We start from the raw sequence: 15785 nt of genomic DNA, 5'->3' as shown, positions 1-15785 counted from the left end.
CCTACTAAATCACATTTATATTATAATGCTACACTTATTTTTATCCACATTGGCCATGATGGGGCTTACTTTCCTCATCGGTTTTTTTGTCGCTGCTATTATTAAAGGAATAGCGCTGGCAGCAGATTCTATGGATTTCTATAGCTCCCACCTATTGGAACTTCAACGTTTAAGAAAAATCAAAAAAGCACGTGCCCGTTTTATCCAATTAGTATGGAATAATTCTCCAGAAGAGATGGAAGCTCTAGGAGACAGCCGTGAAAACTGGAACCGAGGAATGAACAGCGATCTGAGAGGAAAACAGGAAGGTGGTTACTACCATGGTGTCAGTCATGGAGCATCCCAATTAAATCTGATAGATTATTACTATCCGGACACAAAGATGATCTACCTTAAGAAACGGGAGGAAATGCATAATCAGCAACAAAAAAGCACTCATGTGAAAAAGAATCTTTCAATGAATAAATAACCTGAAAATCAACAATTAGATATGGAAAATATAGATTTTGGAATACTTTTCCAAGGCATTGGTACAATGATAGAAAGCGGTTGGTTCCTTGCCTGTGCGCGCGTTTTTTTAATTCTTTTGGGATTTCTACTCATTTATCTAGGTTGGAAAGGAATATTGGAACCCATGGTCATGATTCCAATGGGACTCGGTATGATAGCCATCAATTGTGGAACATTAATCATGCCGGATGGAAATCTAGGCAATCTTTTTCTTGATCCCATGCTCTCGGATACAGACGAATTGATGAATACCATGCAAATAGATTTTCTGCAACCGGTTTACACCCTCACATTCAGTAATGGACTCATCGCTTGTTTCGTCTTCATGGGAATCGGAACCTTGCTAGATGTAGGTTTCCTGCTACAAAAACCTTTTGCTAGTTTGTTTCTGGCACTTTGCGGAGAACTAGGAACCTTTCTCACATTGCCAATTGCCAATGCACTTGGCTTATCGGCACAAGAGAGTGCTTCTGTAGCCATGGTAGGAGGTGCAGATGGTCCGATGGTACTGTTCACTTCATTGGCATTAGCCAAGCATTTGTTTGTACCGATTACCGTGGTAGCTTATCTCTATTTAGGATTGACTTACGGCGGTTATCCCTATTTGGTTAAATTACTGATTCCCAAACGTTTCCGTTCCATCAAAATGACCGTAAAGAAAGCGCCGAAGAATTACGATGCCAAGGTAAAGCTTGCTTTCGCAGCGGTACTCTGCGCTGTACTCTGCTTCCTTTTTCCAGTGGCCTCTCCCCTGTTTTTCTCTCTATTTCTAGGAGTGGCTGTACGTGAATCAGGGATGAAACATATTTATGATTTTGTCAGCGGTCCATTGCTTTACGGTTCTACTTTTATGCTGGGATTATTATTAGGAGTGCTTTGCGACGCTCATCTGCTACTAGATCCTAAAATCTTAAAATTGCTGATACTAGGTATGTTGGCATTGTTACTATCAGGTATCGGAGGTATTTTAGGCGGATATATCATGTACTATATCAAGAAAGGAAATTATAATCCAGTCATTGGCATTGCTGCTGTAAGCTGCGTACCAACTACTGCCAAAGTGGCACAAAAGATTGTCAGTAAAGACAATCCTGATTCATTTATCCTAGGAGATGCACTAGGAGCCAATATATCGGGAGTTATTACTTCAGCAATTATTACAGGTATTTATATCACAATCATCCCGCTATTATGAAACAGCATGAATCCTACCTAATAAATTTCATCCACTTTTAATAATGCTATCATTTTCGCAGAGGGCAGTCCGCGTATCTGCCCTCTGCCACCACTACCAACTAAAAATAATTGGAATGGTGAATTGATTCACATAAAACTCCCGATACCATTTCTTTGAATTGAAATAATACCCCGTACTCCATCTTTCATTCACTAATTGAAGTACCCGCAATGCTTCGGCATCCATTAATGGATCAAGTCCTCTCACCAACTGAAAATCTTTCATTGAACCATCTATATCCACATTGAAACTATAAATCACCCGTCCCTGCTTTCCCGTAGCCTTCATTTCGGGAGTAATTTTCAGATGAGAATTAATAAATTGCGTCAAAGCAACAGTACCACCGGGATAAGAAGAGTATCTATAAGGCTCCCAAGTGATCTTTTCCAAATCTTCCTGTGCGCATTCCCTATATAATAAATAATGCTCCAGATCCTCTTTCCAAAAACGCATAGTTAAAAAATAATCATATGGCACAGATTTTCTGTTTTTCATAGCAGGAATCAACCGGGGAAAATTAGAAAGAATACGTATGGACTCTTTATCAAAAGCCGGATGAGTACCTTTTATCACACGGATATCCACAATTTCTCCTTTTTCATTTACCGTAAAACGGCAAATAGCGACGGCTTTATCCACTTTATCGTCAGGCCAACTCATATTTCCCATAACAAGACTACGAATATCATCAGGAAAGACAGGCATGGAATCGACAAGTTGTCCTCTGCAAGATTCCAGAACTTGCTGCTGCCGCCAAATGCGGTCACTGTAAACATCAGGATTAAAAGGAATATGAAAGACGATAGTAGTATCTATATCTCTACCCGCTTTCTTTGCAGGCTGCCATTCACGCATACCCTCAATCACATCTTCGGCCGCCTTAGCAAACAAGGGGTGAGTGGCTTCAATATATTTACAACGGACAGTCCCCAAACTATCAATGCGGAGCGTACACACAGCTTCACCTGCAATATTGGCCCTTAATAAAGAATCCGGATATACGAGCTGCCACACAGCATAATCCGTAATACCTTTTACTGTAGGATAATATGGCGGGAGATTCATGTTCTTTTGTGCATAAAAAGATAGAAAGGGAAATATGCACCCTATTAATAAAAGTGATAATCTATTATTCATGCCTAAGTCAAGTTTTCACAAAATTAGCGACTACACATGATATAAACAACACCACTAACATTAATATATATAAAAGAAAGCGGAGATACCTCATCGCATCCCCGCTTTCTACATTAAATACTAACTATTAATTATTTTCAGGACGAAGTTTACGTACGGTTACAGCAGTCTGCCACATTTCGCTTTCACGCAATGCCTTCAATTCTTCTTCCAATTTTTCACGATAATCGGGTTTAGAGTTAGAATCGATAGAAATCTGAGCCTCGTTGCCAGTCTTCACACTGTGATATAACTTTTCAACTACGGGTTTGATAGCATCGTGAAATGGGGTCATCCAATCCAATGCACCGCGCTGAGCAGTGGTAGAGCAGTTAGCATACATCCAGTCCATACCATTCTTAGCAAACAAAGGCATCAATGACTGGGTTAATTCTTCTACAGTTTCATTAAATGCTTCAGAAGGACTATGTCCGTTTTCACGCAATACTTCATACTGAGCCAACAACAATCCTTGGATAGCCCCCATTAAAGAACCGCGTTCACCTGTCAGGTCAGAAGTTGCTTCACGCTGGAAAGTCGTTTCGAATAAATAGCCTGAACCGATACCAATACCCAATGCAATAGTACGTTCATAAGCCTTACCGGTTACATCCTGATAGATAGCGTATGAAGAGTTCAAGCCACGACCTTCCAAGAACATGGTACGCAGTGAAGTACCCGAACCTTTAGGAGCTACCATGATCACATCAATATCAGTAGGAGGAACTACCCCTGTACGGTCACTCCAAGTAATGGCAAAGCCATGAGAGAAATAAAGTGCCTTGCCTTGGGTCAAGTAAGGTTTGATAGTCGGCCATACAGACATAACAGCTGCATCAGATAACAGACACATTACGATAGTCGCTTTCTGACAAGCCTCTTCAATACCAAACAGAGTTTCACCCGGAACCCATCCGTCAGCAACTGCTTTTTCATATGTTTTTCCCGGACGCTGACCAACAATTACATTGAAACCATTGTCCCGGAGATTCAAAGACTGCCCCGGTCCCTGTACACCATACCCGATCACAGCGATTGTTTCATCTTTCAATACTTCACGTGCTTTTTCCAAAGGAAATTCATCGCGGATAACTACAGTTTCTGTAACGCCGCCAAAATTCAATTGTGCCATTTTAAATTATAAATTAAAAATTAAAAATTAGATTCTAAATAAATATCACCTTACTACGAACGACAACATCTGTGCCATTCTTCTTCACCTCTATATCATATTCTTTCTCCTCCACTTCCTCGCGGTAGAAACTCAATATATCACCATAATAACTCTCAGCTACATAAGCCATCTCAAAACGTTTAATCCGTTTCTCTTTAAAAAACTCTATAGGAAACAAATCGAGAATATGTTCTATATACTTAATACTGTTCACATGACCATTAATATCAATATCGCTATATCTGGTCTGGTATTCAGAAACCGGAGCTTTCTCTGTCACCTTAATACGACCGGGCTTGCTTATAGGACATTTCTTATCGCATACATAATCAATGATACTACCTCCGTGAAGCGTAAGCAGGTCAGCAGGTTTGCGAGTTTCCATACTGATCATCGCCCATACAGAACGGGCGTATCCGACAGTCTTTCCTTCCTTGTCCAAAATTGCAAAATTACGGTCTGTAAAAAGACGATAAACATTCTCTACCCATGTCTGAATACTGAAACCCTCATATTGACAGGGCATATTCTCTAACTCTACAGCTAAACGGGAAAGTACCCATGTATAATGATTCTCATTGAGCGTAGCAATTCCGAAACCCCGGTCGGCAGCATGAAAGCCGGCACAATTCAGTAAATGATTACCCAACACACTCATGGTCAACTTTCCACTGAAATCACAGTGAAAGGGTTCTGCCACAAATCTGTATGTTCCTACTTTATTCTCACTCATCATTATTCTGTTTTTTGCTGGCGATACTTTTCCTCGCGTTGGGTCAGATATTCGTTCACACGCTCGAAACAGCTGGTAGTAATGGCCACACGTCCCGAACGGACAAACTGCAACACACATCCCAATCCGCGCAACTCCTCATAAAGAGCAGTAATTTCCTCACTCATCCCATTCTTTTCAACAATAGAGAAAACCGGATTCACTTCTACAATGCGGGCACTATAACGGCGGATAACTTTAGATGCCATAGGATTCTCCTGAAATTCAGGAGTAGAAACCTTGTACAAAGCAATCTCATGCTGATAAATCTCACTATCAGTAAAATAATGTGCCTGCAAAACATCTATTTTCTTTTCAATCTGCTTCACCACTTTTTCTATCACATCCTGGGTGGTCCAAGCAGTAATAGTATATTTATGCACCCCCTTGATGGAAGATGCAGAAACATTAAGACTTTCGATATTAATTTGGCGGCGAGTAAACACTGCCGTAATCTGGTTCAGCAAACCGGCGATATTTTCTGAATGAACGATTAATGTATATAATGTCTTGTCCATAATTATTAAATTAGCATTCCAGTAACATCTGATTCACCGAGCCTCCCGGAGGTGTCATCGGCAACACATTTCCCTCTTCTATCACACAAGCTTCCAGCAGGAATGGCCCGTCAGTAGTCAACATTTCATGGATAGCAGCCTGCAATTCCTCACGCTTCATAACACGGCGGGCAGGAATCTCATATGCCTCGGCAATCTTCATATAATCCGGATTCAACATCGGAGTAAATGAATAACGATGACCAAAAAACATAGCTTGCCATTGACGAACATTACCCAAATAGTTATTGTTCAATAAAATAATCTTTACCGGTGCTTTTTGCTCCATGATAGTTCCCAATTCTTGAATATTCATCTGCAAACCGCCATCCCCCATAAATACGCATACAGTACGATCCGGGCGACCGAAAGTAGCGCCTATAGCAGCGGGAAGACCGAATCCCATCGTTCCCAATCCACCCGAAGTTACAATGCTACGGTTCTTACTGTATTTAAAATAACGAGCAGCCATCATTTGGTTCTGTCCTACATCTGTCACCAATACAGCCTCGTTGTTCGAAGCCTCACTTACCGCACGCACCACTTCACCCATATTCAACGCCCCGTCAACAGGATGAATTTCTTTACTGATAACATGTTCATATTCCGTCTTTTCATATTCAGTAAAGCTATCAATCCATTCGGAATGTTCATTCTTCCGGATAAGTTGCGTCAGCATAGCTAGCGTATATTTACAATTACCTAATACGGGTACATCCACTTTTACATTCTTATCTATTTCAGAATGGTCAATATCCAAATGAATCACCTTTGCCTGTTTAGCATATGTATCTAATTTTCCAGTTACACGATCGTCAAAGCGCATACCTACAGCAATCAACACATCACATTCATTAGTTTTGACATTGGGCCCCAGATTTCCATGCATACCTAACATTCCTTTGTTTAAAGGATGCGAAGTTGGTATAGCCGAAAGTCCCAGCAAAGTACAGCCACAAGGCATATCGGCTTTTTCTATAAATGCACGTAACTCATCTTGCGCATTACCTAACTCTACCCCCTGTCCTACCAACACTAATGGCCTTTGAGCATTGTTTATCAATTCGGCAGCCTCCTGAAGAGATTCCTTATCAGGATTAGGTTCTGGATCATAACTACGGATAAAATCAAGCTTCATCGGTTCATAATCCACCATCTCCACTTGTGCATTCTTGGCAAAGTCCAAAACGACAGGACCGGGACGTCCGCTTTTAGCTATATAGAAAGCACGGGCTACAGCCCAAGCTACATCTTCCGCACGACGAATTTGGTAACTCCATTTGGTAATAGGCTGAGTGATGCCCACCAGATCCACTTCCTGAAAAGCATCCGTACCTAAAAAGGAAGCTCCTACCTGCCCGGCAATCACCACGATAGGCGTGCTGTCAATCATAGCATCGGCAATGCCAGTAATGGTATTTGTCGCACCGGGCCCGCTAGTCACCAAACAGACACCAACCTCACCGGATACGCGGGCAAATCCCTGTGCTGCATGGGCAGCTCCTTGTTCATGACGGACCAATATATGGTTCAATGTATTTCTATGATGATATAAAGCATCAAAAGTAGGCATGATAGAACCTCCGGGATATCCGAAAAGAGTTTTCACTCCTTGATACTCCAAAGAACGCATCATCGCCTCTGCTCCTGTTATCTTTTCTTTTGCCATAATTGTTTAGTTGAGAATTGAGAATCAAAAAAATACGATGCCGTACAATCGACCAATGACAACAAATCTATTTTTTTTATTCTCAATTTTTAATTTCTAATTTAGTCAATGATTCTCACTCCTCCTTTATCTGCAGAACTTACCATACTAGCGTATGCCTTCAAGCTTTTAGGAACTTTACGGTCACGGGTCACCGGTGTCATCGGTCGGGCGGCCAATTCTTCGTCACTCAGTTTCACATTGATACTGCGATTCGGAATATCGATTTCAATTATATCACCATCCACTATTTTTCCGATATTACCACCCGCTGCAGCTTCGGGAGAAATATGCCCGATGCTTAATCCCGAAGTTCCTCCACTAAAACGTCCGTCGGTAATCAAAGCACATTCTTTTCCTAAATGCTTGGATTTGATATAAGAAGTAGGATAAAGCATTTCCTGCATACCGGGACCACCTTTCGGACCTTCATGAGTGATAACAACAACATCTCCGCTGACTACTTTTCCTCCTAAAATACCTTCACAAGCAGCATCCTGCGAATCAAACACCTTGGCAGGCCCCGAGAATTTCCAAATACTTTCATCCACTCCGGCCGTTTTCACTACGCAACCATCCTGTGCAATGTTCCCTTTCAAAACGGCCAAACCCCCATCTTTACTATAGGCATGTTGCAAATCGCGGATACAACCATTGGCACGATCTGTATCCAGTTCTTTATAAACAGCATTCTGAGAACCTAACTTTATATTGAATTTGTTTCCCGGAGCACTTGAATAAATACGTTTTGCTTCAGTATCCACTTCTTTCTTACATATATTATATTTTTCGACAGCTTCCGCCAATGTCAGGCCGTCCACTCGTTTCACATCAGTTTTCAGCAAACCACCCTTGGATAATTCTCCCAATATATTAAGGATACCACCGGCACGGTTCACATCCTGGATATGATATTTCTGTGTATTCGGAGCTACTTTACACAAACAAGGCACATGGCGTGAAAGCATATCAATATCATCCATCTTGAAATCTACTTCCGCCTCGTGGGCGATAGCTAAAAGATGGAGCACAGTATTGGTAGAACCACCCATTGCAATATCCAATGTCATGGCATTCAGAAAAGCGTCACGAGTAGCAATGTTGCGTGGTAACACGCTGTCATCTCCCTCCTCATAATATTTATAAGCATTCTTCACTATCAGAGCAGCCGCATCTTTAAACAACTGAGTACGGTTGGCATGAGTCGCCAAAATAGTGCCATTCCCCGGAAGCCCCAGACCAATAGCCTCATTGAGGCAATTCATGGAATTAGCCGTAAACATACCCGAACAGCAACCACAGCCAGGACACGCATTATTTTCAATTTGAGCCACATCCTCATCGCTGACCGATGCATCAGCAGATTTAATCATGGCGTCTATCAAATCAAGATGCTGGTTATTCCATTCTCCCGCTTCCATAGGACCACCCGATACAAAAACAGCCGGTATGTTCAGTCGCATGGCAGCCATCAGCATACCTGGAGTGATTTTGTCACAATTACTGATACACACCATTGCATCCGCCTTGTGAGCATTCACCATATATTCCACGCTGTCGGCAATGATATCACGACTGGGCAGTGAATACAGCATACCATCGTGTCCCATAGCTATTCCGTCATCAATGGCAATCGTATTGAATTCTGCTGCAAAACATCCCAGTTTTTCAATCTCAACTTTCACCTGCTGACCTATTTCATGCAGATGGGTATGTCCCGGAACAAACTGTGTAAACGAATTTACTATGGCTATAATGGGCTTGCCCATCATTTCTTTTTTCATGCCGTTAGCCACCCATAAAGCTCTCGCTCCTGCCATACGGCGACCCTGTGTGCTAAACGAACTGCGTAACTGATTCTTCATCTTATTCTAAATCTATAACGTCCTATACTTATTGAAAAAGCCTTCCTCACCATGTGAGAAAGGCTTCCAATTATTTCTTTATATGTACAACTACACATACACAACCTTTCTCACGCTCCTAGTGTGACCACCACGACGCGAATAATATGCAGGACTGCTAGGTTATTTAGAGTAGTAATATTCATATATCTGTTTTCTTTGTTTCTTTAACGACTGCAAAGGTAAGGCGTTTTTCGTAACAAACAAATAAAATGAAGATTTTTTTTCTTATAAATTATTATTCGTAACTAAATCGAGCTTTAAACAATCATTTTATCACAAATATACACTGTATCTTCCAACGGATAAATAAAAAAGAGAATGCATTGGTTTGCATTCTCTTTTCAGTTCATTTATTTCATTTTATAAATTTACTTATTCGCCACATCTTCCATATAGGAATCCAACCCCTTGTTTTTCAATGTAACATTCAACAACTGTACATACTTCTTGTACTGCTCATTTGTCAATGTACGTTTCATCAGTTTGAAGTTTCCATATACGGCTTCACGCAATTTTTTACCTTGTTTAGCTTCTTTTGCGTAGCTTGCGCTTTGTACTTTGTCAGCAAAATAATCAGAAATATTAGCAACTTCCTCCATCTGACGTGCATCCAAATTCAAATATTTGCTCAACTTTGCGACGTTAACATCTACCTTCCAATCTTTACCTTCTACTTTTTCTCCTGCAAAACTTGTAGCTGACATTCCTAATGCCACTACAACCAACAATACTAAACGTTTCATAATACCTAAAATTTTAATTTGTTAAACCTAAAAACAATTTATTTAGTACCTAAGAACTAAATAATACCTTTTAAAAACAATCTCGTTATCTCTTTCTCTTTACACTGCAAATATAACAACATGCTTTACGACATGTTGTCATATATCCGTTAATTAAAGCAAAAATCTATCAAGGAGAGCGGTTAATTGATTTATATCAAGGATCAAACGCAATCAAAAGCGCATTTATAGTATCATAATAACAAATTTATGTAATATAAACGTAATAACAAAGGATTAAGGGGAATTAATTCGTATCTTTGCCAACAAAAAACTTACGTAAATAGTTTATATTACATTATTATAATAAGAAAACATGGAAAATAAGTACATCACCGTAGCATACAAACTTTATGTAATGCAGGACGGCCAGAAAACATTGGTAGAAGAAGCAACTGTAGAACATCCTTTCCAATTCATATCCGGATTAGGAACCACACTGGAACGCTTTGAAACAGAAATAACAGCCTTAAAGAAGGGTGACAAATTTAAATTTGTCATTCCTACCGCAGAAGCCTACGGAGAATATATGCCCGAAGGTGTGCGCACTGTATCTAAAGATATGTTCACCATTGATGGTGTTTTTGATGAAGAACGCATCTTCCCGGGAGCTGTCATTCCCTTACAGGACAATGAGGGACATCACTTCTACGCTACCGTAAGCGAAGTAACCAATGACACTGTAACTGTAGATTTGAACCATCCTCATGCAGGTAAAGATCTCACTTTTGAAGGTGAAGTAGTAGAATCCCGCACAGCCACTAATGAAGAAATTCAGGAAATGGTAAAAATGATGAGTGGAGAAGGATGCGGCTGTGGTTGTGGTGACTGCGGAGAAGGATGCGGTGATGAAGGTGGATGCGGATGCGGACATTGTCATTAATTTCGTTAAACAATAGATAAAGAAGAGGACGGAACAAAACATCCGCCCTCTTTTTATTATTGATAACGAAACAATACTGATTGGCAGCTTCAGTGTTTCTTCAAACATTTCAAAAAAAAGAACTTGAAGTTTTCAAAAAAGATCTAGTTCTTTTCTATTAAACATCTAGTTCTTTTAAAAAAAGAACTAGACCTTTTTTAAAAACGTCCGGTTCTTTTTGACTATAGGACCGGTTATCTTGATTCATAGGCGAAACAAATGCATTTAGCTGGGTAATAAACACATTTTTCTTCTATTGCAAGACACAGATAATAAGACTAAAGAATAACATAATGTAACAAAGAAGTTAAAAATGAACAGAGAGAATGCCAAACCGTTTGCCCATTCCAAACACTATCTGTATTTTTGGCAGAAATATTCTGATCAAATGAATGAGAATGTCCTTGCCAAATTGAAAATACTCGCAGAATCTGCTAAATATGATGTTTCCTGCTCTAGTAGTGGGACCGTGCGCCGTAACCAATCCGGCGCATTGGGAAACACCGTAGGCGGCTGGGGGATATGCCATAGCTTCGCCGAGGACGGTCGTTGCATATCCTTGCTGAAAATAATGCTGACCAATTATTGTATCTATGACTGTGCCTATTGTATCAATAGAAGAAGCAATGACATTCCCCGCGCCACGCTTTCGGTAAGCGAACTGGTAGACCTCACCATCGAATTCTACCGACGCAACTATATAGAAGGGCTTTTCCTCAGTTCCGGCGTTGTACGCAATCCTGATTACACCATGGAAAGGTTGGTACGTGTTGCCAAAGACCTGCGGTTAGTACACAAATTCAACGGATATATTCACCTGAAAAGTATCCCCGGAGCCAGTCGCGAACTAGTCAATGAAGCCGGACTCTACGCCGACCGTCTCAGTGTAAACATAGAAATTCCCAAAGAAGAGAATCTGAAATTACTGGCTCCCGAAAAAGATCACAAAAGTGTATACCAGCCCATGCGCTATATCCAGCAGGGAATACTTACCAACAAAGAAGACCGAAAAAAATTCCGCCATGTTCCACGCTTCGTTCCTGCCGGACAAAGTACGCAGATGATTGTCGGTGCCACAACCGAATCAGACAAAGACATCCTTTATCTTTCTTCTTCACTCTACCAACACCCCACCATGAGGCGCGTCTACTACTCTGGATATATATCCGTAAATACATACGACAAACGGCTTCCGGCACTGAAACAGCCGCCATTGGTACGTGAGAACCGTTTGTATCAAGCCGACTGGCTGTTACGTTTCTATCAATTTAAAGTAGAAGAAATAGTCGATGACTCCTATCCTGATCTAGATTTGGAAATCGACCCCAAATTAGGTTGGGCATTACGGCATCCAGAACAATTTCCTATAGATATAAACCAGGCAGATTACGAAATGATTCTCAGAGTACCGGGTATCGGAATCAAATCGGCAAGACAAATCATCGCGTCACGCCGCTTCTCAAAACTGGGATTCTATGAACTGAAAAAAATAGGTGTAGTGATGAAAAAAGCGCAATACTTCATAACCTGCAACGAACTCCCCACCCGGACTGTTAATGAACTAACTCCGACAGGAGTACGCAGACTGTTAGTACCCAAACCCAAAAAGAAAGTGGACGAACGCCAATTAATACTAAACTTTACTGATAACGAATGATTCTGTTTATCTATGACCATACATTTGAAGGCTTGCTGACTTGCATTTTCGATGCTTACTTCCGCAAAACCTTTCCTGACTTGCTCTTGATGGAAGGCGAGCCGCTACCCTTGTTTTACAATGAAGCCATACACATAGCCACTGATGAAGAGAAAGCCGGACGCGTGTGGCGCGGATTACAGAAAAAAATCTCCAAGCATGCCCTTTTCAGCTTGACCTGCTGCTGGTTATCAGAATTACCAAAGGTGGACGAAATGCTTTTCCACTATATCCAGAAGGCCATAAACTCTCCTCATTCTATTGAGACCAACTTTGCCGATCCTGATGTGCTGGAGCTTGCGAAAATCTATAAAAGAGTAGATGGAGAACGAGTACACCTCATGCAGTTCGTCCGTTTCCAAAAAGCAGCGGACGGAACTTTCTTTGCAGCCGTAAAACCTCAATTCAACGCACTGCCACTGGCTGTGGATCATTTCAAAGACCGTTTTGCCGACCAGCGTTGGCTCATTTATGATGTGAAGCGACAATATGGGTATTACTATAATCTAACAGAGATGGAAGAAGTAACATTTGAAGATCCCCGCCAAGCACATCTGGTCACAGGAATGCTAAATGAAACATTGATGGACAACAATGAGAGATTATTTCAGGAACTTTGGAAAACATATTTCAAGTCCATTTGTATCAAAGAACGTTGGAATCCCCAAAAACACCGGCAAGATATGCCTGTCAGGTATTGGAAATATCTGACGGAGAAACAATAAACAGTTCTTCCGGATATCCCACATCTACTAAAAACAAGGCATGTCCCGGCACAGAACTACCGGCACTACAACGATCTTTATTCTCTATCACCTTCCTGAACCCATCTAAAGTCATTTTACCACGCCCCACTTCCACCAGCGTACCTACCACAGCCCTTACCATATTCCGTAAAAAACGGTCGGCTTTAATAGTAAATACCCATTCTGTTCCACTCACCCGCGTCCATTCAGCATACATAATCCGGCAATTATTCGTCTTCACATCAGTATGCAATTTACTGAAACTGGTAAAATCAGTATAATCAAACAATACACGGGCAGCCTCATTCATTTTCTCAAAATCCAATGAATTAAAAAGCCTCCAAGCATAATGACGGTTAAACGGATCTTTCCGGATAGTCACATAATACTTATAAGTACGATAAGTCGCGTCAAAACGGGCATGCGCATCATCCTTCACCCGCTTCACATCGTAAACCGCTATATCGGAAGGAAGCAAGCGATTCAATTTCTCCGTTATCTGAACACAATCCAACTCCTGGTCATAATCAAAATGCGCGACCATGAGACGTGCATGCACGCCGGCATCAGTACGTCCTGCTCCCACTACCTCTATTTCTTGACGGAGAAAAGTAGAAAAAGCACGCATTAATGTTTCCTGTACACTGTCACCATTGGGCTGAATCTGCCAACCGTGATAATTTGTCCCATCATAAGCCAAATATATGAAATACCGCATCGTAAAGCCTCTAACCAAGTGAAAATTCAATAATTCAGCGGGCTGTTATATGAAAACATCCCTGTTTCAACTCATATTTGATATAGCATTTGTCCGACTTCCGAAGATCACGGAGTACCTCGGCCAATACCAACTTCAGCGTATCCGGACTAACATCCTGCATAGGACGTCCATCCGGATCTTCCACTTTACAAAACCGACGGTAACTGACATCGAAAGTTGTCCCAAAAGCATGAGCTGAATTAGCAGAAGCATTTCCATTGCGACGACGAAGACGTTTCACATCATCTGCCGTACGAAGTACAGAAGTAACAATGATTTGATTAGGATTCAATCCTTTGCAACTCAATGAATCCAAAAAATTGGCTCCTATTGTATCCAATAACGCACTAGCTTGCGGAATCAGAAAAGGAATGGAGTGAGTCAGCGAATCCATAGCATAACGCTCACAAGGTTTTATCTGGACCAATTTACCACCCAATCCCTCTGCTTCCGAACGAGAAGCCAACGGGCGAATTCCTATTTTCTTCGCTACACTGAGATGAGTATCATTCAAATCACCGAAACTACGTTTATAGCTAATTACACCTTTTATATTATGAGGCTCATTCATCTTCATGGACATATCTTTTTCCTTGCAACCGGAAGAAACTGTCAAGGAAAACAAAAGTGACAATAGCGTGCAACATGCACCTTTCATACAATTCATAATCTAACTATCTTTTCAAATTCCTCGCAAAGATAGATTAAAATCCTTTTTCTGAAAAAGCTTATGCAAATAAATTGCCCGGAAAATAAGAACAATGAAAACCTTTCATTAAATTTGCACCCTATAAACAAGTACGTAAAGTACCTAAACTAGTTAAATGATAGAAAAACATATAGTTTTAGAGGATATTGATCCTGTTATATTTTATGGCGTAAACAACGTCAATATGAAAATGATACAAGCTTTGTATCCCAAATTAAAAATTGTGGCACGTGGAAATGTCATCAAAGTATTGGGAGACGAAGAGGAAATGTGTGCTTTTGAAGAGAATATATTGGCTTTGGAAAAGCATTGCGCCCAGTATAATTCACTGAAAGAAGAAGTGATTTTAGATATAGTGAAAGGTCGTTCACCCCAAATAGAGAAAACAGGGGATACTATTGTATTCAGTGTAACAGGAAAACCGATCGTCCCCCGTAGTGAGAACCAATTGAGGCTGGTACAAGAATATGAGAAGAACGATATGCTGTTCGCTATCGGTCCCGCAGGTTCAGGAAAGACCTATACCGCTATTGCCCTTGCTGTCCGTTCTCTGAAAAACAAAGAAATCAAAAAAATTATTTTGAGCCGTCCAGCTGTAGAGGCAGGAGAAAAACTCGGATTTTTACCCGGTGATATGAAAGATAAGATTGACCCTTATCTACAACCACTATATGACGCATTACAAGATATGATTCCCGCCGCCAAGCTAAAAGAATATATGGAACTGAATGTGATTCAAATTGCCCCATTAGCATTTATGCGCGGACGCACCTTGAATGACGCTGTAGTGATATTGGACGAGGCTCAAAATACCACCACCCAGCAAATTAAAATGTTCCTCACTCGTATGGGGATGAACACCAAAATGATTGTAACAGGTGACATGACACAGATAGACTTACCATCTTCACAAACTTCGGGATTGATACAAGCACTAAAAATTCTGAAAGGCGTGAAAGGAATCAGTTTCATCGAACTCAACAAGAAGGACATTGTACGGCACAAACTGGTTACCCGCATTGTGGAAGCATACGAGAAGTTTGAAGAAAAACAGAAAACCCTTCATTCATGCCATTCTGAACGAAGTGAAAAATCTGAAAACATAAAACGAATTTATTGATTTTAATTA

At 40.8% G+C, this 15785-nt stretch carries 15 protein-coding genes; 6 read left to right on the top strand and 9 right to left on the bottom strand.

Annotated features, from left to right (window positions below; genetic code table 11):
- Positions 1-25: 25 nt before the first annotated feature.
- Both GKD17_RS06755 and GKD17_RS06750 read left to right on the top strand, forming a co-directional pair.
- Positions 26-469: a hypothetical protein gene (locus GKD17_RS06755; protein WP_007842669.1), complete on the top strand. Its 444-nt coding sequence runs from the start codon at positions 26-28 to the stop codon at positions 467-469.
- A 21-nt stretch (positions 470-490) separates the two neighbouring features.
- Positions 491-1705: a sodium ion-translocating decarboxylase subunit beta gene (locus tag GKD17_RS06750; protein WP_007837729.1), complete on the top strand. Its 1215-nt coding sequence runs from the start codon at positions 491-493 to the stop codon at positions 1703-1705.
- 93 nt (positions 1706-1798) lie between these two features.
- Here GKD17_RS06750 and GKD17_RS06745 read toward each other — a convergent pair whose 3' ends face one another.
- The 7 genes from GKD17_RS06745 to GKD17_RS06715 all read right to left on the bottom strand — a co-directional run bounded on the left by GKD17_RS06745 (position 1799) and on the right by GKD17_RS06715 (position 9784).
- Positions 1799-2884 (bottom strand): energy transducer TonB, encoded by a 1086-nt coding sequence (locus GKD17_RS06745; protein WP_007845182.1) that lies wholly within the window; start codon positions 2882-2884, stop codon positions 1799-1801.
- 127 nt (positions 2885-3011) lie between these two features.
- Positions 3012-4055 (bottom strand): ketol-acid reductoisomerase, encoded by a 1044-nt coding sequence (gene ilvC, locus GKD17_RS06740; RefSeq protein WP_007837725.1) that lies wholly within the window; start codon positions 4053-4055, stop codon positions 3012-3014.
- Between the two features lie 34 nt (positions 4056-4089).
- Complete coding sequence (locus tag GKD17_RS06735) at positions 4090-4833, bottom strand: acyl-[acyl-carrier-protein] thioesterase (protein ID WP_007837723.1); 744 nt, start codon at positions 4831-4833, stop codon at positions 4090-4092.
- The gene (gene ilvN, locus GKD17_RS06730; RefSeq protein WP_007837721.1) at positions 4833-5387 is read right to left on the bottom strand and encodes an acetolactate synthase small subunit; all 555 of its coding nucleotides are present in this window, start codon (positions 5385-5387) and stop codon (positions 4833-4835) included. Before ilvN ends, GKD17_RS06735 begins: the two co-directional genes overlap by 1 nt.
- A gap of 10 nt (positions 5388-5397) precedes the next feature.
- Entirely contained in the window at positions 5398-7095 is a 1698-nt protein-coding gene (gene ilvB, locus GKD17_RS06725) for a biosynthetic-type acetolactate synthase large subunit (RefSeq protein WP_007837719.1), read from the bottom strand.
- A gap of 101 nt (positions 7096-7196) precedes the next feature.
- Complete coding sequence (ilvD, locus tag GKD17_RS06720; protein ID WP_007842662.1) at positions 7197-8999, bottom strand: dihydroxy-acid dehydratase; 1803 nt, start codon at positions 8997-8999, stop codon at positions 7197-7199.
- A 410-nt stretch (positions 9000-9409) separates the two neighbouring features.
- Entirely contained in the window at positions 9410-9784 is a 375-nt protein-coding gene (locus GKD17_RS06715) for a hypothetical protein (protein ID WP_005848211.1), read from the bottom strand.
- A gap of 355 nt (positions 9785-10139) precedes the next feature.
- On the opposite strand from GKD17_RS06715, the gene GKD17_RS06710 reads away from it, so the two are divergent.
- The 3 genes from GKD17_RS06710 (at position 10140) to GKD17_RS06700 (ending at position 13166) form a co-directional block, all read left to right on the top strand.
- Positions 10140-10706 carry an FKBP-type peptidyl-prolyl cis-trans isomerase gene (locus GKD17_RS06710; RefSeq protein WP_007837717.1) on the top strand — a complete coding sequence of 189 codons (567 nt, stop codon included), beginning with the start codon at positions 10140-10142 and terminating at the stop codon, positions 10704-10706.
- A 427-nt stretch (positions 10707-11133) separates the two neighbouring features.
- A complete protein-coding gene (locus GKD17_RS06705) occupies positions 11134-12402 on the top strand; it encodes a putative DNA modification/repair radical SAM protein (protein WP_008652602.1) in 1269 nt (422 codons plus the stop codon).
- On the top strand, positions 12399-13166 hold the full coding sequence (locus GKD17_RS06700; protein WP_007837714.1) for a TIGR03915 family putative DNA repair protein: 768 nt from the start codon (positions 12399-12401) through the stop codon (positions 13164-13166). The genes GKD17_RS06705 and GKD17_RS06700 overlap by 4 nt, the downstream gene beginning before the upstream one ends.
- Here GKD17_RS06700 and truA read toward each other — a convergent pair.
- Together truA and GKD17_RS06690 are read right to left on the bottom strand one after the other, a co-directional pair.
- Complete coding sequence (gene truA, locus GKD17_RS06695) at positions 13132-13905, bottom strand: tRNA pseudouridine(38-40) synthase TruA (protein WP_007837713.1); 774 nt, start codon at positions 13903-13905, stop codon at positions 13132-13134. The two genes, GKD17_RS06700 and truA, sit on opposite strands and share 35 nt — an antisense overlap.
- 34 nt (positions 13906-13939) lie before the next feature.
- Positions 13940-14614 carry a DUF5715 family protein gene (locus GKD17_RS06690; protein WP_005848222.1) on the bottom strand — a complete coding sequence of 225 codons (675 nt, stop codon included), beginning with the start codon at positions 14612-14614 and terminating at the stop codon, positions 13940-13942.
- Positions 14615-14771: 157 nt separating this feature from the next.
- Here GKD17_RS06690 and GKD17_RS06685 point away from each other — a divergent pair, with 157 nt between their 5' ends.
- Positions 14772-15776, top strand: coding sequence for a PhoH family protein (locus GKD17_RS06685; protein ID WP_007837712.1), 1005 nt, complete (start codon positions 14772-14774; stop codon positions 15774-15776).
- Positions 15777-15785 lie beyond the last annotated feature (9 nt).

The organism is Phocaeicola dorei (assembly GCF_013009555.1).
Lineage (GTDB): Bacteria > Bacteroidota > Bacteroidia > Bacteroidales > Bacteroidaceae > Phocaeicola > Phocaeicola dorei.
Note: the sequence above shows the minus strand (reverse complement) of the source record. Positions and strands in the feature narration are given on the sequence as shown.